This window comes from Larkinella knui, from assembly GCF_003858645.1.
GTDB lineage: Bacteria > Bacteroidota > Bacteroidia > Cytophagales > Spirosomataceae > Larkinella > Larkinella knui.
Window position 1 is genome coordinate 229,728 of sequence record NZ_RQJP01000005.1, and the last position, 24,115, is coordinate 253,842.

At 53.6% G+C, this 24,115-nt stretch carries 14 protein-coding genes and 1 riboswitch; of the genes, 12 read left to right on the forward strand and 2 right to left on the reverse strand.

Going from position 1 to position 24,115, the window contains the following annotated elements:
• The first annotated feature begins 118 nt into the window (after nucleotides 1-118).
• The 7 genes from EHT87_RS23375 to tenA all read left to right on the forward strand — a co-directional run bounded on the left by EHT87_RS23375 (nucleotide 119) and on the right by tenA (nucleotide 9,528).
• Nucleotides 119-2,488 carry an ABC transporter permease gene (locus tag EHT87_RS23375; RefSeq protein WP_124909100.1) on the forward strand — a complete coding sequence of 790 codons (2,370 nt, stop codon included), beginning with the start codon at nucleotides 119-121 and terminating at the stop codon, nucleotides 2,486-2,488.
• 128 nt (nucleotides 2,489-2,616) lie between these two features.
• On the forward strand, nucleotides 2,617-3,222 hold the full coding sequence (locus EHT87_RS23380) for a hypothetical protein (protein WP_124909101.1): 606 nt from the start codon (nucleotides 2,617-2,619) through the stop codon (nucleotides 3,220-3,222).
• A 173-nt stretch (nucleotides 3,223-3,395) separates the two neighbouring features.
• Nucleotides 3,396-5,861, forward strand: a complete 2,466-nt coding sequence (locus tag EHT87_RS23385) for an ABC transporter permease (RefSeq protein ID WP_124909102.1) — start codon at nucleotides 3,396-3,398, stop codon at nucleotides 5,859-5,861.
• A 499-nt stretch (nucleotides 5,862-6,360) separates the two neighbouring features.
• A riboswitch (TPP riboswitch) is annotated at nucleotides 6,361-6,453 on the forward strand.
• Between the two features lie 82 nt (nucleotides 6,454-6,535).
• The gene (gene thiM, locus EHT87_RS23390; protein WP_124909103.1) at nucleotides 6,536-7,327 is read left to right on the forward strand and encodes a hydroxyethylthiazole kinase; all 792 of its coding nucleotides are present in this window, start codon (nucleotides 6,536-6,538) and stop codon (nucleotides 7,325-7,327) included.
• A 106-nt stretch (nucleotides 7,328-7,433) separates the two neighbouring features.
• On the forward strand, nucleotides 7,434-8,063 hold the full coding sequence (gene thiE, locus EHT87_RS23395) for a thiamine phosphate synthase (protein WP_124909104.1): 630 nt from the start codon (nucleotides 7,434-7,436) through the stop codon (nucleotides 8,061-8,063).
• On the forward strand, nucleotides 8,060-8,881 hold the full coding sequence (thiD, locus tag EHT87_RS23400) for a bifunctional hydroxymethylpyrimidine kinase/phosphomethylpyrimidine kinase (protein ID WP_124909105.1): 822 nt from the start codon (nucleotides 8,060-8,062) through the stop codon (nucleotides 8,879-8,881). The genes thiE and thiD overlap by 4 nt, the downstream gene beginning before the upstream one ends.
• Entirely contained in the window at nucleotides 8,878-9,528 is a 651-nt protein-coding gene (gene tenA, locus EHT87_RS23405) for a thiaminase II (protein ID WP_124909106.1), read from the forward strand. Before thiD ends, tenA begins: the two co-directional genes overlap by 4 nt.
• Before the next feature lies 1 nt (nucleotide 9,529).
• On the opposite strand, the gene nhaD is transcribed toward tenA, so the two are convergent.
• Together nhaD and EHT87_RS23415 are read right to left on the reverse strand one after the other, a co-directional pair.
• A complete protein-coding gene (gene nhaD, locus EHT87_RS23410; protein ID WP_124909107.1) occupies nucleotides 9,530-10,825 on the reverse strand; it encodes a sodium:proton antiporter NhaD in 1,296 nt (431 codons plus the stop codon).
• A 90-nt stretch (nucleotides 10,826-10,915) separates the two neighbouring features.
• Nucleotides 10,916-12,217 carry a M20/M25/M40 family metallo-hydrolase gene (locus EHT87_RS23415; protein WP_124909108.1) on the reverse strand — a complete coding sequence of 434 codons (1,302 nt, stop codon included), beginning with the start codon at nucleotides 12,215-12,217 and terminating at the stop codon, nucleotides 10,916-10,918.
• A gap of 278 nt (nucleotides 12,218-12,495) precedes the next feature.
• On the opposite strand from EHT87_RS23415, the gene EHT87_RS23420 reads away from it, so the two are divergent.
• The 5 genes from EHT87_RS23420 (at nucleotide 12,496) to EHT87_RS23440 (ending at nucleotide 24,095) form a co-directional block, all read left to right on the forward strand.
• A complete protein-coding gene (locus EHT87_RS23420) occupies nucleotides 12,496-14,934 on the forward strand; it encodes an ABC transporter permease (protein ID WP_124909109.1) in 2,439 nt (812 codons plus the stop codon).
• Between the two features lie 120 nt (nucleotides 14,935-15,054).
• Nucleotides 15,055-17,430 (forward strand): ABC transporter permease, encoded by a 2,376-nt coding sequence (locus tag EHT87_RS23425; protein ID WP_124909110.1) that lies wholly within the window; start codon nucleotides 15,055-15,057, stop codon nucleotides 17,428-17,430.
• Between the two features lie 601 nt (nucleotides 17,431-18,031).
• Entirely contained in the window at nucleotides 18,032-19,060 is a 1,029-nt protein-coding gene (locus tag EHT87_RS23430) for an OmpA family protein (protein ID WP_124909111.1), read from the forward strand.
• Nucleotides 19,061-19,232: 172 nt separating this feature from the next.
• Nucleotides 19,233-21,581: an ABC transporter permease gene (locus EHT87_RS23435; protein WP_124909112.1), complete on the forward strand. Its 2,349-nt coding sequence runs from the start codon at nucleotides 19,233-19,235 to the stop codon at nucleotides 21,579-21,581.
• Between the two features lie 96 nt (nucleotides 21,582-21,677).
• Nucleotides 21,678-24,095: an ABC transporter permease gene (locus EHT87_RS23440; RefSeq protein ID WP_124909113.1), complete on the forward strand. Its 2,418-nt coding sequence runs from the start codon at nucleotides 21,678-21,680 to the stop codon at nucleotides 24,093-24,095.
• The last annotated feature ends 20 nt before the right edge of the window (nucleotides 24,096-24,115 follow it).

The following is a 24,115-nucleotide window of genomic DNA, read 5'->3' on the forward strand; positions in this document are numbered from 1 at the left end:
GCGGATGGACCGGATTTTCACGGATAAAATTGGATGAAAAATCAGTTCTGATCCGTTCCATCCGCTCGATCCGTGTTCCTATCCATGTTAAATGGGTTAGTCAAACAATATATAATTCATGCTGAGCAACTACCTTAAAATCGCCCTGCGCAACCTCTGGCGCAACAAGTTATACACCGGTTTGAACGTCGGTGGACTGGCCATCGGGCTGGCGGCCTGTCTGCTGATGGCTTTGTATGTCGATCATGAATTTTCGTACGACGGGTTTCACACCAACGCCGACCGGATTGTGCGCATAACGACCGATATGAAAACGCCGGAGTCGGTTTTATCGATAGCTTCCAGCCCGGTTCCGCTGGCGGAGGCCCTGAAACGCGATTATCCGGAAGTCGAAACCGCCGTCCGTTTGCTGCCTGCTTCGGCGGTGGTGCGGCATCAGGACAAGGTGTTCAAAGAGCCGGACGTCTACTTTGCCGACAACAACGTTTTCTCGGTTTTCTCGCACCCCTTTCTGGCGGGAAATCCGGCTTCGGCGCTGGCGAATCCGAACAGTGCGGTTCTGACCGAACGGCTGGCCAAAACGTATTTTGGCAAAACGGATGTGCTCGGGAAAACCCTCGAATTCAACAAGCAGCTTTACCAGATTACCGGCGTCATGGCCGATGCGCCGAGCAATACCGATCTGCCGGTGAGCGCCTTGTTGTCCAAAGTGTTTACTGGGAGCCGCTCATGGGTGGAAGATGATTTTCCGTGCTACACCTACGTCCTTTTCCGGGATTGGCCCAATCTGCCGGTTTTTAGCAGGAAACTCACGCAGCTTGCCAACCGATACGCCAATCCGGAACTGAAAAAAATGGGCGCAGAGGGCTACTCGATCAGCTTCCCGATGGAGGTCCTGAAAGACGTTCATTACAGCCAGGGCAAAATGGCCGACACGCCCAAAGGCAATAAACAGTACGGCTATCTGTTCGCTTTCCTGTCGGTCTTCGTCCTGACCATTGCCGTGCTGAATTACATCAATCTGCTGACCGCCAAAGCCACCGAACGGGCCAAAGAAGTCGGAATTCGGAAAGCCAACGGCGCACAGCGCGGCCAGTTAATCCGGCAATTTCTGTTTGAATCACTCCTGCTGAGCGGTTTTTCGGTCAGTATCGCCGTGGTGCTGGTGTATGCCAGCAGTCCATTTTTCAACGAACTGTTACAAATTCGCCTGTCAATCGTCTTGTCAGAAGCCGTGCTGCTGACTGGTTTTACGTGGCTTCTCATCACCCTGGCGGGCGGTTTGTATCCGGCTTTTGTGTTGTCCAATTACCGCCCGGTGGAGGTGCTGAAAGGCCGCGGTCCGGTGTTCCGGATTGGCAGCTACGGAAAAGGCGCGTGGTTCCGTAAATCAGTGATCGTTTTTCAGTTCATCCTCGCCGTTGGCATGATTACCGGTGTGCTGGTGATTTACCGGCAAATGACCTTTCTGCAAACGAAAGATCTGGGTTTTACGAAAGACCGAATTCTGAGTGTTTACCTGCCCGACGATTCGACGGCGCGGGTCGCGGCCACCGCCTTTGCCACCAGTTTGAAAAACCGCAGTGAAGTCGGCGCGGTCACGGTGGGCTCCGGTTTGCAGCCCTCGGGTCTGATGCCGATGGCGTCTACCAACATTGTAACGAATGGACGAAAACGGGAAATCATGAGCAACTACCTGTTTGTCGACGATCAGTTTCTGCCCTTGCTGAACATGAAACTCAAGACCGGGCGAAACCTGTCGTCTCAATCGAAGGCCGACCGGTCTGGCGGTTTTATTGTCAACGAAGCCTTTGTCAAAATGGCGGGGTGGAAGGACGGAATCGGGCAAACCATCGGCGGGTTTAATTACAAAGGGGAGGTGGTTGGCGTGGTGAAAAATTTCCATTACCGATCCCTGCACAACCTGATCGAGCCGCTGGTGCTGGTATACAACACCTTTCCGGCCAGCACCGTCATGCTGCACCTGAAGGGCGGCCAGTTGCCGGTTGTGAGAGCCATCTGGCAGAAGCATTACCCGCTGTATCCGTTCGATTATGCGTTTCTGGACCAGTCGTTTGAGGCTCAATACCAGAAAGATCGGGTGTTGGCAACAGTTTTTAATGGTTTCGCAACATTAACCATCCTGGTTTCTTGTTTAGGACTATTCGGTTTTATTACCTTTACAACCGGGCAACGAACAAAAGAGATTGGCATACGCAAGATTTTAGGCGCATCCGTCGTTAACGTGGTATTATTGCTCTCCAAGGATTTTCTCAAGTTAGTTATAATTGCCTTTTTCATTGCTGCTCCGGTTGCCTGGTATGCGCTGGATCGCTGGTTGCAGGATTTCGCGTACCGTGTCGGATTGGAAGGATGGATCTTCGCAGCAGCGGGTGGTCTGGTCATACTGATTGCCGTGTTGACCGTGTCGTTTCAGTCCATTCAGGCCGCGTTGATGAATCCGGTTCAAAGTTTAAAATCAGAATAATTCTGAACCGGGATTACACGGATGAAAACGGTCCGCCGTAGCGGGATTACCTATGATTCGTTAACGCAGTCCAATCCTCTTAATTAGTTAATCTGCGTATCCCAGTTCAAGACAAACAGTAAACGCACATGAAAACAGCAATTACCCTCGCACTCTTCGGAATCAGTGTCGCGGCCCTTGGGCAGGAACGCTCGTCGATCAGCCGGAGCATCAACGACAACGGCAAAACGTTGCGTATAAAGATCGACGTCGAACAGTCCAGCCGCGCTATTCATTACGACCAGGAATTCGACGCGTCGGGAATGAGCAAGGAGGAAAAGGACGCGCTCATCAGCTCGATTCAGGATTCGCTGGGTGTGCATGTGGTGGTGAGTCCGCCCCGCGCTCCAAAACCGCCGGTGGCACCCCGGGGTGGTGTCAGACCGACGCGCTACGAGTCGGGCGAAGTGGCGGTGGTGGCCAGAGGAACCGGTAATTCCGGCAACCGGTCGAGGAACGAGGATAGTAATTTGCCGAAAAACGTCATTGTGGCACCCGACGGAACACCCTACACCAAAACCGTCATCGAGGATGCTGAAAATAATCGGGTAAAGCTGAAATATGAGTACAAACTCGACGGCGAGGAACACGTTTTCGAGCGGACGATCAATCTGCAGGGCAAAAGCGAAACCGAAAAACAGCAGATCATTGCCGAAACGGAGCGGAATCTGGGCCTGTCGAACGCCCGGAAATAAACCTGACAACTCAACCGCTTAACCGGTATTGACATACATGGACCCCGACTGAACGTGATTCGCTTCAGTCGGGGTTTTTATTTACCCTTCGGCGAACCGACGCTGCAACGTTGGAATACCAAAGCGTGTCTCTTTGAAAGTTGCCCGAAAAGTGGCCAAAACCGCCCTGACCCATGTTCCGGAATTACCTCAAAGTCGCCCTCCGCAGTCTCCGACGCGATCCGGTTTATTCAATCATTCACGTAACGGGCCTGTCCGTTGCCCTGGCCTTTGGGCTGCTGACTTACGCCTTTGTGCGGCACGAACGATCGTTCGACCGGTTTTATGCCGACGCCGACCGCATCTACCGGTTTGAATCGACCGACTTGTTCGATTTTGAAGGCAAGCCCAAACAGCATCCGCTGAATTTGCCGTTTTTTCCGGCCGAGGAACACCGGAGCTTGATTTTTTCGGTCGTTTTCGGGATCGAGATCAAGCAGCAAATGCCGGAATTTCAGGACGTTATCCGAATGGGTAGACTATCCGAAAGTGTGGTGAAATACGGAACGAATGCCGTATATGAAAAGGCGATTCTGCAAACCGATTCCAATTACTTCACGTTTTTCTCGATTCCGTTGGCGATCGGCCAACCGCAGCAGGTGCTGGCTGGATTGCACAACGCGGTTATTTCCGAGCGGTTGAGGCAGAAATTATTTGCCAACGCCAATCCGGTCGGCAAGGCCATTCAGTACGATGGTAAATTCTACACGGTATCGGGCGTGATGCAAAACCCGCCGTCGAACACCGCCCTGAGTGCGGAACTGGTGGTGCGGCTGGAGAGCGATGACTATTACACCCGGCAGCTCGAACAACGCTACAACACCAGCAACGTCTACACGCTCGGCAAGCTCAGTCGCAACGCTGCTCTGCCGCAGGTAACCGCGAAACTGGCATCGCTGGGGCCGCAGCTCTTCAACGAACTGATTCAGGATTTGTTGAAAGGCGCGTCGCCCGAGCACAAAAGCCGCCTGACCAACAACGGCTTTTTACTGACCATTCGCCCGCTGACGGACACGCATTTTTCGTTTAATGAACGCTGGAACCGCACGGTTTCGCCAACGAATGTCTACCTGCTGGTGTCCATCAGCCTGCTGATTCTGCTCGTGGCCGGTCTGAATTACATCATCATCTCGCTGTCGAAACTGGCGGGGCGGTTGCAGGAAGTGGGCGTTCGGAAAGTGGTGGGGGCGGCTCCGCAGCAGCTGGCGGTGCAACTCTGGCTCGAAACCGTGGTGGTCGTCGGCCTGGCATCGGTCATCAGCCTGCTGCTGGCCTTCATTCTGCTGCCCACGTTCAATCAGTTGACCGACCGGGCGCTGGCGGTTTTCGACGTGTTGCAAACCGGCAATTTGCTGGGATTACTGGGCATGGTGCTGGTGGTCAGTCTGGTAGCGGGAATCTATCCGGCGCTGCTGTTCGCGCGCTTACAGCCCAACTTGTTTCTGGGTCAAAACCGCACCTATAAAATCAATCCGCTCGTGATTCAGGGAATGATGGGGACGCAGTTTGTGCTGTCGCTGGTGCTGGTGACGGCGGCCATTACGATGCATAAACAGTTGAATTTTGTGCAGGAAAAAGAACTCGGATTGACGAAAGAACTGGTTCTCAAGGTTAAAAACCTGCAAAAATTCGAAGACGGCAGCGGCCCCAAAATTTATGAGCGGTTGTTGCGTTATCAGGCCACCAATCCGGACGTGTTGCTGGTGGCCAGCAGTGCGGGCGGCTACGGCGAAGATGCTTTTAACCGCAACGGAACCAAAATTAAAGGACAGCAATACTGGGCGCTTCAGCAGTCGATCGATTACAATTTCTTTACCCTTCTGGGAATTAAGGTGAAAGAGGGTCGGCTCTTTTCGCCGGATTTTCGGTCGGATACAGCAAAAAGCGTCAAGGCGGTGGTGATCAACGAAACGCTGGCCAAGTTGCTGGGCGATGAACTCATCCTCGGCAAACCGCTGGAAACCCTGGACGGCCGGACGGTGATCGGCGTGGTCAACGACCACAACATCGAACCGCTGACGAAAGCTATTCAGCCGGCCTATTACAAACTGGGTCTTGACTTTCAGGGTGTTTTTTACCTGAAGCTGACGCCCGGAAATCTGCCGGCAAAAGTAACCCGCATCGCCCGCGACTGGCCGCAGCTTTCCGACGGGCAGCCCTTCGAATACTCCTTTCTGGATCAGGATCTGGAAGCGCGTTACCGCGACTACCAACGCTGGACCACGCTGACCCAGCTCGCCACCGGCATTGCCTTGCTGATTGCGGCTTTGGGCCTGTTCGGGCTGGCGGGCATTCAGGCCATCAACCGCATGCGGGAAGTGGGCATCCGGAAAGTGATGGGCGCGACAGTCAGTCAATTGTGGCTATTGCTCAACCGCCGGACGCTGACGCTCGTCGCCGTAGCTTTTGTGCTGGCCATCCCGGTATCGACGTGGCTAATGAACCGCTGGCTGGCTAGTTTTGCCTACCGAATTTCGCTGAACTGGTCCATTTTTGCCCTGGCGGGCGGTTTGGGCTTCCTTGTGGCGCTGGCTGCCGTCAGTTATCACGCCATCCGGACGGCCTTGATGAATCCGGTGAAGTCACTGCGTTCGGAATAAGGAGTTAAGAGTTAATAAGTAAGAGTGAAGAATTGTTAGTGGAGGGTAATGAGTTACGAGTAAAGAATGAGGAGGTATAAGTCAAGCGTGAGGAGTCAGGAATGTCAGGCGTCGTTCGCGTGAAGGCCGGAGGCCTTTCCTGTTAATAGTCCAGAAACGGGTCCACACGTGTTTTGGAAGCTCCGGAGGAGCGGTCTGAAAACACGCTTAGGCCGCTCCTCCGGAGCTTCCAAGACACGTGGGTGATCAATGGTGCTATTAACAGAACGCCCTTCCAGGGCTTTTCGGCTAATTCGATGACCAGCGTCTTAGCCACGTACCCTTCGCTTTAGCCTTCAAATAAGCTGTGGTTCGGCAACGGCTTCCATACGCATTGAGGGTTTTCAACCATACTTTTATGTCGGCTGAACAGAAATACCGTTCAACATCACCCCACGCCGACAAGAAAAACGAAAAATCATTTTCCGGCTTACTCGTAAACCGTTACTTTAGCGGCCATGAATGGCTTTGGGGGTGTCCTGCGCGGACTGAGATAATACCCTTCGAACCTGACACAGTTGAGACTGTCGTAGGGAAAAGCTGGAGAGAACGCTCGCTTCTTTCTTTTGGATTTCCGTATCGGGAACGCACCCACGCGTCCATTCAGCTTTTGCTCACATCAAAACCCGGTATTGGTGAATACGACCCTCGAACACGATTTGAACGCCCTGCGGGCTGTGGCTCCGCTGGTGCATAACATCACGAATTACGTGGTGATGAATTACTCCGCCAATGCCCTGCTGGCCGTCGGTGCGTCGCCGGTGATGGCCCACGCCATCGAGGAAGTCGAAGAAATGGCGGGCATTGCCGGCGCTCTGGTGATCAACATCGGGACACTTTCCGCACCCTGGGTGCAGGCTATGAAACTGGCGATGAAAAAAGCCGCCGACCTCGGAAAACCGATTGTGCTGGACCCGGTTGGTGCGGGCGCAACCCACTACCGAAATACCGTGCTGGCCGAACTGCTGGAAACCGCACCGCCTGCGGTGATTCGCGGCAATGCCTCCGAAATTCTGGCGCTGGCCGGTTTGGGCGGGCAAACCAAAGGTGTCGACAGTACGGCGTCGTCGATGAGCAGCCTGGACGCGGCCCACGCCCTCAGCGAGCGGTTCGGCTGCGTCGTCAGTGTCAGCGGGGCCATCGATGTCATTGTGCAGAAAGACCGGGTTTCGTACGTGGAAAACGGCCATCCGCTCATGACCAAAGTGACGGGCATGGGCTGCTCGGCGTCGGCCATTGCCGGGGCGTTTTGCGCGGTTCAACCGGATTCGTTTCTGGCGGCTGCTACGGCTGCGGCAACGATGGGCGTTTGCGGACAACTGGCTTTTAGCAAAGCCACCGCGCCCGGTAGTTTCCAGATCGCCTTTCTGGATGCACTTTTTGAATTGACGTCTGAAAAACTCGTTGAACTGGCGCGGGTGCGATAAATGCGTCAGATAAAGAGTAGAGATGTGAGACAAAAGACACCTTGAACAAGTCAATGGTGAACCGCATCTCTATTCTCTTGTCTCACCTCTGTTGTCAAGTTAAACTATGCAACTCTATTTAGTAACCGATGAACCTGCCTGCCGGGGCCGCGACCTGTTTTGGGTCGTCGAGGAAGCCGTCAGAGGGGGCGTTACGATGGTGCAACTGCGCGAAAAATCGCTCGGCACGCGGGCGTTTGTGGACCGGGCCATCCGTCTGAAAGCGTTGTTGAAACCGTATAACGTTCCGCTGATCATCAATGATCGGGTCGATGTGGCGCTGGCCAGCGATGCCGACGGCGTTCACATCGGACAAAGCGACCTGCCCTACGAAACCGTACGTGCCCTGCTGCCGCCCGGAAAAATCATCGGTTTATCGGCCGAAACGAAGGAACACGTTCGGGAGGCCGAAAATTGGGAGCTTACGTATCTGGCTCTGAGTCCGTTGTACGCGACGCCTTCCAAAACCGATCACGCCGAGCCGTGGGGACTGGCGGGTTTGCAATGGGTGCGCGCCAACAGCCGCCATCCGCTGGTGGTCATTGGCGGATTGAATGGGGAGAATACCGCCGAAGCGATTGAAAACGGAGCGGACGGCATTGCGGTTATTTCCGCGATCTGTAGTGCCGAATCGCCCCGAACGGCGGCTTACCAACTGAAAAACACGATCCAAAACGCCCTGAATAAAATCGTATGAAACGCTATCCAACGGTATTGACCATTGCAGGCTCGGACAGTGGCGGTGGGGCCGGCATTCAGGCTGATTTAAAGACGTTTGCGGCTTTGGGGGCCTATGGAACCGCGGCCATTACGGCGCTAACCGCCCAGAATACGCAGGGTGTCCGGGCGATTCACGCCGTTCCGGCGGCTTTTTTGCGGGAACAACTGGAAGCGGTTTTTGAGGACATCACCATCGACGCCGTAAAAATCGGGATGATCAATACCGTCGATGTGGTGGAGGTGATTGCCGGTGTTCTGGACCGTTTTCAGCCGCCGTTCGTGGTTTTCGATCCGGTGATGGTGGCGACGAGTGGCGCGAAACTGATTCTCGACGAAACCGTCGGTGTGCTGAAAACCCAGCTTTTTCCCCGCGCCACCCTGATTACGCCCAACCTGGACGAAGCCCGAATGCTACTGAAAAAACCGATCGAATCGGTTGACCAGATGCGGGAAGCGGCCGAAGAGCTAATCGCACAGGGTTGCCGGGCGGTATTGCTGAAAGGCGGGCATCTTGTTGCGGCCCGGCTCTATGATGTGCTGGCGGTTCGGGGCGAAGCAACGCAGGTGTTTGAATCAGAATACATTGCCAGTAAAAATGTCCACGGAACCGGTTGCACACTTTCGTCGGCGATTGCTACGTATCTGGCGTTGGGCCACGCGCTGACGGAGGCTGTTTCGCTGGCGAAAGCGTACGTTTCTGGTGCTATTCAGGCCGGAAAAGACATCACGACCGGGCAGGGTTCCGGCCCGCTGAATCATTCCTATGCCCCAAAACCAATGCAAATCCGCTCATGAAATTTACTGAACAGGTGTGGAATGCCGCGTTGCCGGTTTACGAAAAAATACTGGCACATCCGTTTAATCAGGAACTGAAAACCGGGGCCTTACCGGTCGAAACGTTCAAATTTTACATTTACCAGGATTCGCTGTATCTGGCGGATTTTGCGCGGGCGCTGGCCGTAGCGGGCACCCGGTCGTCCACGAGCGGAGAGTTGCTGGAGTTCCTGCAATTTGCCCAAAACGCCATTCTGGTAGAACGCGCCCTGCACGAAAGCTACTTCGCGGAATATAAAATTGAGTTGACGAGCGGCAAGGCCCCCGGTTGTTTTGCCTACACGAATTACCTCCTGGCGAGCAGCGCGTATGAATCCTACGAGGTGGCCGTGGCGGCTTTGCTGCCGTGTTTCTGGATTTATAAGCGGGTCGGCGATGCCATTTACGCCAACCAGACGACGCCCAATCCGTACCAGAACTGGATCGATGCCTACGCCGGAGAAGAATTTGCGGTCGCGGTTACCAGAATGCTCGCCCGCTGCGACCGGCTGGGCGAACAGGCTTCCGAATCCGTCAGAAACCGCATGGTCGAAGCGTATTTAACGTCGTCCCGGCTGGAATACGTTTTCTGGGACAGTGCCTATCGCCGGGAAACGTGGCCGGTCTGACTCAGTGAGTAAGTCCGTAAATGCCAAAATACGTCAATGCACCGGCGACATACCCAAGGAAGGCCAGACCGCTGATCCGGCGCAGATACCAGCCGAATTCCAGCTTTTCCATACCCATAACCGCCACTCCGGCGGCCGAGCCGATAACCAGCAAACTACCGCCCGTACCGGCACTGTAGGCCAGTAATTCCCAGATTTTGGCGTCTGCCGGATACGTCGTCAGGTCGTACATGCCCATCGCAGCCGCCACAATCGGGACGTTATCGACAATGGCCGAAGCGAGTCCGATGATCAGAATAATGACATCGAGGTCGCCCACGGTTTCGTTGAGAGATGTGGCGATATCCTGTAAAATACCGGTTGCTTCCAGCGTTCCGACCGCCAGCAGAATACCCAGAAAGAACATAATACTGGGAATGTCGATTTTGCTGAGGGCATAAGCCGCCGTAAATCGCTGGCGGTGTTCTTCATCTTTGTCGGCATGAATCACCTCTGAAACAACCCAAACGGCTCCTAAAGCCAGCATCATGGCCATGTAGGGCGGGAGGTGGGTGATGGTTTTAAAAATCGGAACGAGAAGGATGGCTGTAAGGCCGGTGTAAAACATCGTGGCCCGGTCGCGCCGATGAAGCGGGGTAACGTAGGGTCGGCTGATGCCTTTCTTGTTCGTGGCTACCTCAGTTTCTGCGGTCGGTTTGATGGTGAACGTCAGCCAGAGCAGCGGCACCAGCAAACCGACCAAACTGGGCAGAAACAGTTGTGATATGATGTTCATGGTGGTGACCTGACCGCCAATCCAGAGCATGGTGGTGGTAACATCACCGATGGGCGACCAGGCACCCCCGGCATTGGCAGCAATGATGATCATCCCGGCCATCAGCCGCCGTTGTTCCGGGTCTTTAACCAGTTTTCGGGTCACCGATACCATCACAATGGCCGAGGCCAGGTTGTCGAGCATGGCCGACAGAAAGAACGTCAGACCGCAAATCAACCAGAGCAGTAGCCGCGCATTTCGGCTGGCAATGCGGTCGGTGATGATGGAAAAGCCGTCGTGAATATCGATCAGTTCCACAATCGTCATGGCGCCCATCAGGAAGAACAGGATCTGGGCAATATCGGTCAGGTGATGGCCCAGTTCTGCCAGAACGGGTTCGGTTTCCGGTACGGACAGGATGTAGATCGTCCAGCATAGTACGCCGGTAATCAAGGCCGTAGCGGTTTTATTCAGCCGGATGGGATGCTCAAGGGTGATTAACGTATAGCCAATTACAAAGACGATAAGGATCAGTGTGGTCATGAAGCGAGTGGACGTTTCCGGCCCAAAGGTACTGTAATCGTGGCATTTAGACTGTAATGAGGTGATTAGATTCTGCTTAGAATCCAGTCCCTAGTTGGCCACGCCCGCTTCTGCCAGCAATACCAGCAGGACATTTTGCAGACCCAGAACGCCTTTGTCGTTCAGCCACCACTCGTTCAGTGCGTGGACGTTTCCGCCCTTGCCACCGCTGCCAATCGTTACAGCGGGAACGCCCAGCGAAATCGGTGTATTGGCGTTGGTCGATGAAACGTCCAGTTGGGGAGTGGCACCGAGGTGTCTGGAAACCGCCATCGCCCGTTGCACCAGCGGCACCGTCGGCTCGATTCTGCCGGAAGGGCGGTCGCCGATTTTCTTTACATCGACCGTCAGATCGGGCCCGCTGCGTTTCAATCCGTTTTCTTCTTTCAACGCCCGCTGCACGGCGGCTTGCAGCAGCTGATCGATGCCGTTGAGCCGCTCGGGACTCTCGGACCGCATATCAATTTCCATCCAAGACTCAAATGGAATGGCGTTCACCGACGTGCCTCCGCCAATCACGCTCACGCTGTAAGTGGTTTTGATGCCCTGGCGGGTAAATTTATCGGCTTCGCTGGTGAAGTAATAAATGGCTTTTCCCAGCGCACTGTGCGGGTTTACGATCCCGAATGCGCCGTAGGAATGCCCACCCGGCCCTTTGAAGGTGACCCGGTAGCGGTAGGAACCCAGTCCGCGGTGCACAATTTCACTGATGCCGTCGCCATCGACGGCGATGTACGAGTTGATTTTGGAACCGTTTGTTTTGAACAGATGCTTGACGCCCCGTAAGTCGCCCAGCCCTTCTTCGCCGACCGCCCCGACAAACCAGACGTCCGCATCGGTTTCGATTTTTGCTTTTTCCAAACCCTTTAAAACCGTCAGAATGGCGACTAATCCGCGGGTGTCGTCGCCCACGCCGGGCGCGTAGAGCGTATCGCCTTTCTGTTTCACTTTCACGTCCGTGCCTTCCGGAAAAACCGTGTCCAGATGCGCTTCGACTACCACGGTTTTCTTGCCGGAGCGGCCGTTGCGTTTACCGATTACATTCCCGATTTCATCGATCCAGACCGAATCGATGCCCGCTTCTTTCAGCATCGCGGCATATTTTCGGGCTTTCACCGCTTCCTTGAACGGCGGAGCCGGAGTTTCGGTGAGTCTGATGAGGTCCTGTTTCGTTTGCGGTTCCCAGTCGGTAAAATTCTGAAAAACCGCCTTCACCGCCGGGCGATTCGCCAGTGCTTTGATTTCATCCGTATAGCGTTTTTCAACGGCAACGGATTCCTGAGCGTAGAGGAAAGAACAGGTAGCGAAAGCGATACCGAAATGAAAAGCGGCTAGTCTGAGAAGCTGAGTCATGGATCTGGTGATGAAGGCCAACGGCGAAGATGGCCTAAAAATAGAGATTTTACCCCAAAAATGAATAGTTTGCTGCTGAATGCCTGCTCCAGTCAGACCACCTCTATACGTCGCTATATACGTTTTCAGAGGCTTGTCCGAAAGCGAAAAACGGGCCGTCCGTTTGCGGACAATAGGGTGTAATTTGATTTGTGTAACTTTCTGATAATAAAGAGTTTATAATTTCTGGTACATCGTTTGGACTAGATGTAGCAGCTATTTTAAAACCCTGAACGGCCATGCTCAAAAATTACTTCAAAATTGCGTTCCGAAACCTCTGGAAAAACAAGGTTTTTTCGGGAGTCAACATGGCCGGGCTGGCGCTCGGTATTGCCGCTTTTGTGCTGATTCTGGAATACATCAGTTTTGAGAAAAGCGTCAACGGCTTCCATACCAACCTGCCGACGCTCTACCGGATGTTGTGGCAAAACAAAGCGGGCGAGGTCTGGCCGGATATGGCTCCGGCGGTGGCAACGCTGATGAAGCAGCAATTTCCCGAAGTAAAAAACTACTGCCGGGTGGTCGACAATTCGATTTCCGGTATCGTTTCGGCCTCTGACGGAAAAAACCGTCTGTCACCGAAAGCCTTCCGGGAAACCGATGTTGCCTATGCCGATGCCAGTTTTTTTACCCTGTTCACCTTTCCGCTGGTTGAGGGCGATGCGGCTACGGCTCTGACCCGTCCCAACACGGTAGCCGTGTCCGAATCCTACGCCCGCAAGTATTTCGGCGATGCGAAGGCGCTGGGGCAGCTGGTGACGATGAACAATCAGTTTGGAACAACGCCTTTTACGGTTTCGGCGGTGTATGCCGACATGCCTCAAAATTCGGATATGCAGTTCGGTATGGTGTTTTCGCTGCAAACCCTGGCCAATCCCGCCAACCTCAATGGCAACGGCTGGGCCCGGCTCGACAGTTTCGACGGAGCGTACCTGATGACGTATTTACAGTTGCCCACCGGAACGGATTACCGGAAGCTGGAGGATAAATTTGATGCGCTGAAAAAGAAAATCCGCCCGCAGGAGGAAAACCGCATGGTGCTGCAACCTGCTGCCAACATCCACCTGGGCGCGTCGCTCAGCGATTCGTACCCGACCACGGGTAAACTGGCTTTTGTCTATTTACTCGGCGGTATTGCCGTGCTGATTCTGGCCATTGCCTGGTTCAACTACATCAACCTCTCGACGGCGGGAGCCTTGAAACGGGCGAAAGAAGTGGGCGTTCGGAAAGTGGTCGGTGCCGGACAGCAACAGTTGATCGGGCAGTTTCTGGGTGAATCGTTCCTGCTCAATCTGCTTGGTTTTGGTCTGGCGATTCTGCTGATCAGCGGATTGCAGACGGTATTTAATGACCTGATCAAAAAAGACTTGTCACTTAGCATTCTGACTTCCAATGGTTTCTGGCTCATCGGATTGGGCCTGCTTCTTTTTGGAGCACTGGCCTCGGGCGGTTACACGGCTTTTGCGCTGTCGTCCTTCCAGCCGCTTCAAACCCTGAAAGGTGCTTTTGGCAACAGTGCCAAAGGCGGTGCGCTGCGGAAATCGCTGGTGGTCTTTCAGTTCAGTGTGTCGGTGGTGCTCATTATCTGTACGTTCGTCCTGTACCGGCAATTGCAGTTTATGCAAAACCAGAACCTGGGCCTTCGGTTGGACCAGCGCGTGGTTATTCATGGGCCGGAAGTCGGGAAAGATGACTCGTTTCAGGCGCGGACGTCGGCTTTTCAACACGAACTGGAACAGTTGCCCTACATCAAAAGCTTTTCCAGTACAGGAACCGTCCCGGGAAATTTTTACAATTTTTCGACCAGCGGTATTGTCAAGCAAAATCCGCAGGCGGAGGCTGACAAAATAGTGTATTCGATGGGCTTCATCGATCACCGGTATCTGACGACGTACGGAATTGCCTTGGCCGCCGGCCGTAATTTTTTGACCACCGAATGCGAAGCGGGCTACGTAAAAAGCGGTAAATTGATGGTGAACGAGACCGGAGCCCGGCGACTGGGTTTCCCGTCGGCCGCCGACGCGGTGGGCAAAATCATCAACTGGGGGCAAGCCTTTGAAATCGTCGGAGTCGTGAAAGATTACCATCACCAGTCGCTCCGGCAAGCCATCGATCCCATTATTTTCATGCCCAGCCACTACGGCAACTGGCTCACCATTCAGCTGGGCACCGATCAGATTCAGACGAAAATGGCGGCTTTGGAGCGGCTCTACAAAGCGACGTATCCCGGCAATCCGTTCGAGTTTTTCTTCGTAGACGAAAATTACAACAAGCAGTACCAGACCGAACAGCAATACGGAAAAATCTTCGTTACGGCGTCGCTGCTGGCGATTTTCATTGCCTGCCTGGGCTTGTTCGGTCTGGCCACCTTCATGACCGAACAGCGGACGAAGGAAATCGGTGTCCGCAAAGTGCTGGGGGCTTCGGTGGGCAGCATCGTGACGCTGCTTTCGAAAGATTTCATGAAACTGGTGCTGGTGGCTTTTCTGATTGCCTCGCCGATTGCCTGGTATGCCACCCGGGAGTGGTTACAGAACTTCGAGTACAAGATTGATCTGGAGTGGTGGGTCTTCGCGCTGGCGGGTGGAGCCGCCATCCTGGTGGCGCTGGCAACAATTTCGTTCCAAAGCATCAAAGCCGCCTTGACGAACCCGGTTTCCTCACTGCGTTCGGAATAAGGCGTTAAGAGTGAAGCGTTAAAACGGGCGGCCCGTCTTAACGCTTCACTCTTAACTTTTTTTAACTCTCTCAATTATGGGGTTGTCCGTACCTTGAAACGCAATCAAAACGGACCCCTCATGGTACAGAATTATCTTAAAATCGCCTGGCGTACTCTGCGAAAAAACAAAGGATTTAGCTTTATCAACATCCTGGGGCTGGCGGTGGGCATGGCGGTCGCCATGCTGATTGGCATCTGGGTCTGGGATGAACTGACGTTCGACCGGTTTTACAAAAACGAAGCGAATCTGTACCGGATCATGCTCAACCGGACGGCCAACGGCGAAACTACCACCCAGGCTAACGGCGCCCTGCCACTGGGGAATGTGCTCCGAACCGAGATTCCGGAAATCAAGCGGGTGACCGAATCACTGATCAACTGGCGACCGGAAGATGGACTAAAAGTGGGGGATAAAAAGCTGATTCGGAAAGGGCAAAATGTAGGAAGTGAATTTTTTCAGCTGTTCGATCTGCCACTGTTGCAGGGCAGTCCGGCGACGGCCTTGCGGGAACCAAACTCCATTGTCCTGACCGAACAAACCGCCGAATCGCTCTTTGGGCAGACGGATCCCCTAGGAAAAACCGTTCGGCTCAACGACACTTTTGACCTGAAAGTGACCGGCGTACTGAAAAAACTGCCGACCAATACCGCCTGGGATTTTCATTTTCTGGTACCCTTCAGCCACCTGGAAGCCAACGCCCCCTGGGTGGCAGACAGCCGGACCAACTGGAACAACAACGTCATCGAATACCTGGTTGAGCTGCATCCGAACGCTGATCCGGAGAAAGTGAACCAGAAACTGCGCGGTATTATCAAGCGGCACAATCCCGAGTCGGTTTTCGAGGCTTTTCTGCATCCGGTTACAAAATGGCATTTGTACGGCGAATTTGTAAATGGGAAAAATACCGGCGGTTTCATTCGGTACGTGCGGCTTTTTGGCATTGTCGGTCTGGCGGTTTTGCTCATTGCCTGCATCAATTTCATGAATCTGGCCACGGCCCGCTCCGAAAAACGGGCCAGGGAAGTGGGTGTTCGGAAAGCCATCGGATCGTTTCGGTCGCAGCTCATTGGCCAGTTTCTGAGCGAATCGCTGTTAATCGCCGGTCTGGCGCTCGGGCTGGCGTTGGTTCTGACGCTGGTTTTTCTGCCGGTATTCAACGAAATCACCCAAAAGCAACTCGCGTTTCCGTGGTCCAAACCCGGTTTCTGGCTGCTCTCGCTGGGCTTTACGGCGCTGACCGGGCTGTTGGCGGGGAGTTATCCGGCTTTCTATCTCTCCTCGTTCAACGCCGTGCGGGTTCTGAAAGGAAGTGTTCGCGTCGGACGAAATGCCAACTGGCCGCGCAAGGTATTGGTTGTGGCTCAATTTACGGGTTGTATTGCCTTCATAATCAGTGCGATTCTGGTTTATCAGCAAATTCAATACGCGAAAAACCGCCCGCTGGGCTACGATCCCAACCGCTTGCTGACGGTTTCGCTGACCAACGATCTGGCGAGAAATTACGAGGCCGTTCGGAATGAATTGCTCGGTTCGGGTGCCGTTGAAAGCGTCACCAAAGCGTCCAGCCCGGCCACGACGATTACGAGCGACACGCGGGTTGACTGGCCGGGGAAAGCACCCGACGAAATCATGCGGCTCAATCTCATTGCCGCTTCGCCGGAATACCTGAAAACAATGGGAATCAAGCTGAAAACCGGTCGCGATTTTTACGCCAACGGTACGGATTCGGTATCGGCCATTCTCAACGAAGCCGCCGTGAAGGCCATGCGGTTGAAAAATCCGTTGAATCAGGAGTTGAACTTTGTTTGGGATCCCACTACGAAGTTGCGCGTGGTGGGCGTGGTCGAAAACTCGATCATTGAATCGCCCTACACACCCGTCAATCCGCTCATTCTGATCACCGGACGGCCGTTTGAAAGCTACGTGATTTTCCGGCTGGCTCCCCACCTGACGACAACCGAAGCCCTGGCCCGAATCGAGCCTGTTTTTCAGAAATTCAATCCGGCATTTCCTTTTGATTATCAGTTTGTCAACGACGCCTATAACCGCAAGTTCAGGCAGGAGGAACTGATCGGAAAACTGGCGGGCGTCTTCGCGGTTCTGGCCATTTTTATTTCCTGCCTGGGCCTGTTCGGGCTGGCCGCTTCTCTGGCCGAGCAACGAACCAAAGAAGTCGGTATCCGGAAAGTGCTGGGTGCCAGCGTCGCCAGTCTGTGGGGGCTGCTTTCCCGCGAGTTTGTCGGGCTGGTGATCATTGCCTGTTTGCTGGCGTCGCCCGTTGCCGCCTACTTCCTGAACGACTGGCTCTCGCAATTCGACTACCGTATTGGTCTGCGTATCTGGGTATTCGCCTTGGCGGGTGGTCTGGCGATTCTTATTGCGTTACTGACGGTTTCGTTCCAAAGCATCAAAGCCGCTTTGATGAATCCGGTGACCTCGCTGCGCTCGGAATGAATAGGAGGTGGAGGTAGGAATTATGAGTTATGAATTATGAGTGATGAATGAAGAGTTATGACGGGAGCGCCCGTGCAGAATGGAAGGTGTTGTTCGTGTGAAGGATGGAGGCCTTTCCTGTGGATCGTGGATCGCCCGTGCCCGTGCAGGATGGAAAGCGTCGTGTGGGTGAAGGCCGGAGGCCTTTCCTGTTAATAGAAAGCGGGTTACCCATTATACCGATAGCTCCGGAGGAGCGGTCTGAACGTGTCTTTTAGGCCGCTCCTCCGGAGCTTTGACTACCCAGAGGCCATTTTTCTATTAGCAGGAAAGGCCTCCGGCCTTCACCCACACGACGCTTTCCATCCTGCACGGGCACGGGCGATTCACGATCCACAGGAAAGGCCTCCATCCTTCACCCGAACAATGTCTTCCATTCCTCACCCAAACATCGCTTTCCATCTCCTTCACCCAAACAATGTCTTTCGTCCTGCGCGGGCGCTCCCGTCATAACCCATAATTCTTAACTCTTAACGGAATAAAAGCCGTCTGTACCAAAACGTTACCATTAAAAACCGCTCGCCTTTATCTTTAATACATCCGAAACTTAACTGCTGAAGCTATGGTCGCGAGGTGTTTGATTGGGGCGCTGATTGGCTTGTTGAGCGTGCAAAGCGCAAACGGCCAACCGAAGACGACAACCGGAAACGGATTAAAGGGTGAGTATTTCGACGGGACGAATTTCGAGCGGAAAGTGTTCACCCGAATTGATCCGCAGATCAACTTTGACTGGGAAGGCAGCCGCCCGGGGCCGGGGCTTGGGCGGTCGTATTATTCCGTACGCTGGACCGGAAAGTTATACGCTCCCACCACCGGAATCTACAAATTTACGGCTAACGTCGACGATGGGATCCGGCTTTGGGTGAGCGGCAAAAAAGTTATCGATGTCTGGCGACTGAATGATAATCAGACGTTCAGGGGTGAGATTAGTCTGAAAGCGGGCCAGTATTACGACTTGCGGGTCGATTATTTCAATGATCCGTTGGGCGGAAGCATCAGCCTCTTTTGGATACCGCCCAATCAAACCGGCCCCGGTCTTATTACCAGTGCGTTTTTGTTTAAAGCCGAGCCCCCGAAACCGGTGGTTGTGGCCAAACCGGTGGTCGTGCCAAAACCAGCCCCGGTAAAACCCCAACTCCAACCGGTCGTGGTCCGTAAACCGCCGGTTGTTCAGAAGGTTCCGAAAGATACCGTGGTCGCCAAGGTTGCGCCCCCCGCTAAAATACCCGACCGTTTTGAAGGCCTGAAAACCGGCGACAAACTGGTGCTGAATCAGGTTTTCTTCGAAAAAGGCGAATACCGTCTCCTGCCGGAATCGTACGCGGAACTGGATAAACTGGTGCAGGCCATGACGAAGAACCCGGATCTGCGGATCGAAATAAGCGGGCACACCGATAACGTCGGCGATCCGCGCCTGAATCTGGCCTTGTCCGAAAACCGGGCCAAAGTAATTGCGACGTATTTGATCCGAAATCGTATTGACGACCAGCGTATTGAAACCAAAGGCTACGGTGGAACGAAGCCCGTTGCCGATAATACCGACGAAGCCGGCCGGGCGAAAAACCGCCGGGTTGAATTTATGGTAAAATGAAGTTTCCCGGATAAAGGGTGTTTTCTTCTGTCCGCAAATGGCCGTAAAATCGTCCGTTTGCGGACATTTTATTTTATTTACTTTAGGTTAAGATATTGGTAGTTAGCTTGTTGCTTATTCTGGTACATCATTTGGGAGTAGGGATTGATGCGCACTTTCATTTCCTGAAACCATGTTGAAAAGTTACCTCAAAATTGCCTGGCGGAGCCTGCTGAAAAACAAACTCTTCTCGTTTATCAATATTTTTGGTTTGGCCCTGGGCATGTCGTGCAGCCTGATGATTGGCCTTTGGGTCAGTGATGAGCTGAGCTACGACCGGTTTTTGCCCCATCTCGATGACATCTTTTACGTACGGACCAATAGCACCGAAGGGGGAACCATTTATACCAGTAGCATTACACCGGGTCCGCTGGCTGAGGTGTTGAAACGCGATGTGCCGGAAGTCATGTACGCGGCCAAAGTGCAGTTTCCGGAGGAAAAGCTCCTGAAAGTGGGCGAGAAATCGGTGAAACAACAGGGCTTTTTTGCAACGAAAGACTTCTTTCTGCTTTTCGACTATCCCGCCGTTGCCGGAAGTCCGCTGGTGGCGCATTCCAGACTCGACCAGATTATTATTACCCGAAACGTAGCGGAGAAGTTTTTCGGCACGACCAATGTGCTCGGAAAACGCCTGCAATTTGATAACAAAACGTATTATACCGTTGGAGCCGTCCTCGAAGATTTGCCCGGCAACTCAAGCTTTCAGTTCGACTGGATCATCAATTACGATGTGCAGGAGGAGGATTGGAAAAAAACATGGGGGAACAACTCGTTTATGACCTTCGTCCGGCTGGATGCCAAGGCCGAACCGGCCAAAGCCGAGGCCCGTATGAAAGACATTTACCGGCGCAATACGAACTGGAAGGAAGTGCCGGTGCCGGTTCTTCAGCCCCTAAAAGATGTGCATTTATACGCTAAGTATGAGAACGGGAAGGCCGTTGGCGGCAAGATCGAATACGTGCGGATTTTTGCCCTGGTAGCCCTGTTTATTCTGCTCATTGCCTGCGTTAATTTCATGAACCTGGCCACGGCCCGTTCGGCCATGCGGGCGAAGGAAGTGGGTGTCCGGAAAGTGGTGGGAGCCTTGCGGTCTTCGTTGATCGGACAGTTTATGAGCGAATCGGTTTTGACGAGTTTGCTGGCGGTTTTTCTGGCCCTGGGCATCGTGAGCGTAGTTTTGCCAACTTTCAATGCTGTTTTTTTCAAACACCTCACGCTGAACCTGGCAGACCCGACCCTGTGGCTGTGCATCCTGATTCTGGTGTTGATCACCGGTTTTGTGTCGGGCAGCTACCCGGCTTTGTTTTTGTCGTCGCTGCAACCGATCCGCATTCTGAAAGGAACGCTGCGGTTTGGTTCCGGAGCGGTTTTATTCCGCCGAACGCTGGTAATTTTCCAGTTTACCCTGTCCATTTTTCTGATCATCGGCATGCTCGCGGTGGCGAACCAGATGGAGTATATCCGCACGAAAAACCTGGGTCTTGACCGGCAAAACGTCCTGTATGTGCCGCTGGAAGGGGACACCTACAACAAGATGGAGGCTTTTAGGCAGGAACTGATTCGCACCCCGTCGATTGCTTCGGCGTCGGTGACCATGAGTTTACCCGTCAATATTGAGGCCACCTCCGGCGATTTGACCTGGCCGGGTAAAAAACCGGATCAGAACTCCAACGCAGCGACCATGTCCGTGGGCTATGATTTTATCAAGACGATGAATATTAAACTCGTGGAGGGTCGGGATTTTTCGAGTGCCCGAAAGGCGGATTCGGCGTCGTACATCATCAATGAAGCGGCTGCTAAAATGATGGGTATGAAGAATCCGGTGGGCAAGCAGGTGGGTTTCTGGATGGGCAAAGGGCCAATTATCGGGTTGATGAAAGATTTCCACCTGCAATCGCTACACAGTCCGATTACACCCCTGATTTTGACCCTGATTCCCGGCAATACGAGCTATTTGCTGGTGCGGACGGAGAAAGGGAAAACCACCGCAGCCATCGATGACCTGGAACGCATCTCGCGGGAATTCAATCCCAACTACCCGTTTGAGTATCATTTTCTGGATGATGCCTACGAGAAGTTGTACCGTGGTGAACAACAGGTCAATACGCTCATCAATTACTTCGGAACGCTGGCCATCCTGATTTCCTGTCTGGGTTTGTTCGCACTGGCGGCTTTCACGGCCGAGCAGCGGACGAAGGAAATTGGTGTTCGGAAAGTGCTGGGAGCCAGCGTTGGCGGTATTGTCACCCTGCTTTCAAAGGATTTTCTGAAACTGGTTTTCATCGCGCTGGTGCTGGCGTCTCCGCTGGCGTGGTGGGCGGTTTCGCAGTGGCTGGAAACGTTTCAATACCGGGCCAACCTGTCGTGGTGGCTATTTGCAACGGCGGGGGCCATGGCGGTACTGGTTGCCTTTCTGACGGTGAGTTATCAGTCCATTAAAGCGGCCATGATGAATCCGGTGACCTCGCTGCGCTCGGAATAGCTCGTTAAGAGTGATGAGTTAAGACGGGGTCGCCAACTGTTAACTCATCACTCCTAACTCCTAATTCTTCACGCTTCATTCACAACTCAAACAACAATGCTAAGAAATTACCTCACGACTGCCCTTCGCGCTTTTCGGCGCAACTGGAATTATTCCGTGATCAACGTCGTCGGCCTGACGCTGAGCCTGGCGTGTTGTCTGCTGTTATTCATTGTGATTCGGTATGAGCTGAGTTTCGACCGGCACCACGCCAACGCCGACCGGACCTACCGGATGGTTCGGCATTTTACGAAACCGGAAGAAGGTTTTAATGTGGGCATACCGCTTCCGTTGCTGGCTGCATTGCGCAATGATTTCCCCGAATTGAAACACCAATTGACGTTCATCCATGACATTCGCGGTCCGCTGATTGCCGCCGAAGATACCCGGACCAAAGGAACCATGCGCCGGTTTCAGGAAGCGAATGGGGTTGTTGCCTTCGCCGAGCCGGAATACTTCCGTTTGTTCGATTACCAGTGGATCAGCGGGAATCCGGCCACGGCCTTGAATCGTCCGGGTACGGCAGTGCTGTCGGAGGAGCTGGCGCGCAAGTATTTTGGAGACGCCGATCCGATGGGCAAAAAGCTGAAAATGAATAACAAACTGGATGTGCTGGTGTCGGGCGTGGTGCAAAACCCGCCGGTTACGAGCAGCATTCCGTTCAAAATGCTGGTGTCGTTTGCCTCCCTGAAGCAGTACGGTGCCAACACCAACTGGGACGACTGGAATTCCTCCTACACGGGGGCGCAACTTTACCTGATGTTACCTAAAAATACCACGGCGGAAGCGATGGAACGCAAACTGGTTCCTTTTCTTCATAAATACGTGAAAGGCGAAGACGCCAGGAACCAGCTTTACGAACTGGACCCGCTGACCGAAATTCATTACAGCACCGAATTGAGTAACTACAGCGAACGAACCATCAGCAAATCCATGATCTGGGCGATGGCGCTGATCGGGCTTTTTCTGCTGGTAACGGCTTGTGTGAACTTCGTCAATCTGGCGACGGCCCAGGCCATCCGTCGGTCGAAAGAAGTGGGCGTTCGGAAAGTGTTGGGCAGTTCGCGGACGCAACTGGTCCGGCAGTTTCTGGGCGAAACCGGTTTTCTGACCGGACTGGCCGTCGTGCTGGCGTTACTGATTGCTAACGTCTCCTTGTCTTCGGTGGCCGAATTACTCAATGTGAAGTTACCAACGACGCTGTTGAATGATCCGACGGTATTGGGTTTTGTGCTGCTATTGGCGGTATTCACAACGGTTCTGGCGGGCTTCTATCCGGCTTTGGTTTTGTCTGGTTATCAGCCGGTTTTAGCCTTGAAAGGCAAGATTCGTGGGTCGGGCAGCGGGCAGTTGACGCTCCGCCGGAGCCTGATTGTGCTTCAGTTTACGATTTCGCAGACGCTGATTATCGGTACCGTAATTGTATATAATCAGATGGATTATTTCCGGAATGCCGATCTGGGTTTTCGCAAAGATGCCATCGTGATGATTCCCATTCCGGAGAAAAAACCGGGTCAACTCGAATCGTTGCGGGCCAAACTGACGGGGCTGCCCGGCATTGGATCGATGAGTTTCGGAATTTCGTCGCCCTCGGCCCGCGGCAACTGGTGGACCGGTTTTCGCTACGAAAACCGCGAAAAAGAGGAAGATTACAGCGTTGTCATGCGCCCTTCCGACACGTCCTACATCCACACCTACGGCCTGAAACTGATTGCCGGACGCATCAATCTGCCGGCGGACACGATGCGTGAAGCCGTTGTAAATGAGCGTTTTGTGGTCAAACTGGGTATGAGAAAACCGGATCAGATTCTGGGTAAACTGATCGAGGTAAACGGTCGGCGCATTCCGGTGGTCGGTGTGGTCAAAAACTTCAACACCTTTTCGCTGCATCAGGAAACCCAACCGTGTATTCTAACAACGCACCGTGACGCCTATGGAAATCTGGGTATTCAGATTTCGGGTAATTCGACGCAGGTAAGCAAAACACTGGCGGCAGTCGAAGCGGCCTGGTCGGCGACCTTCCCGGACTTTCTGTTCAAATACGATTATCTGGACAAGACCATCGCCAATTTCTACGCGGCCGAGGAACGCCTGTATACGCTGTTCCGGTTGCTGGCCGGTATCGCCATTTTTATCGGTTGTCTGGGTTTATACGGCGTGGTAGCTTTCATGGCCGAGTCGCGGAAGAAGGAAGTGGGGATTCGGAAAGCCCTGGGCGCATCGATCTCCCACATTTTCGGGTTGTTCTCGTTCCAGTTCCTGAAACTGGTGCTGATCGCGCTCCTGATTGCCGCCCCGATTGCCTGGTATTTTACGGACAAGTGGCTTCAGGATTTCGCGTATAAAATTGCTATTCAGTGGTGGATGTTCGCCCTGGCGGGTGTCATGGCGGGCACGATTGCCTTGGTAACCGTTAGCTTCCAGAGCATTCGGGCGGCTTTGATGAATCCGGTGAAGAGCCTGCGGTCGGAATGAGATCGGAACACGGATTGAGC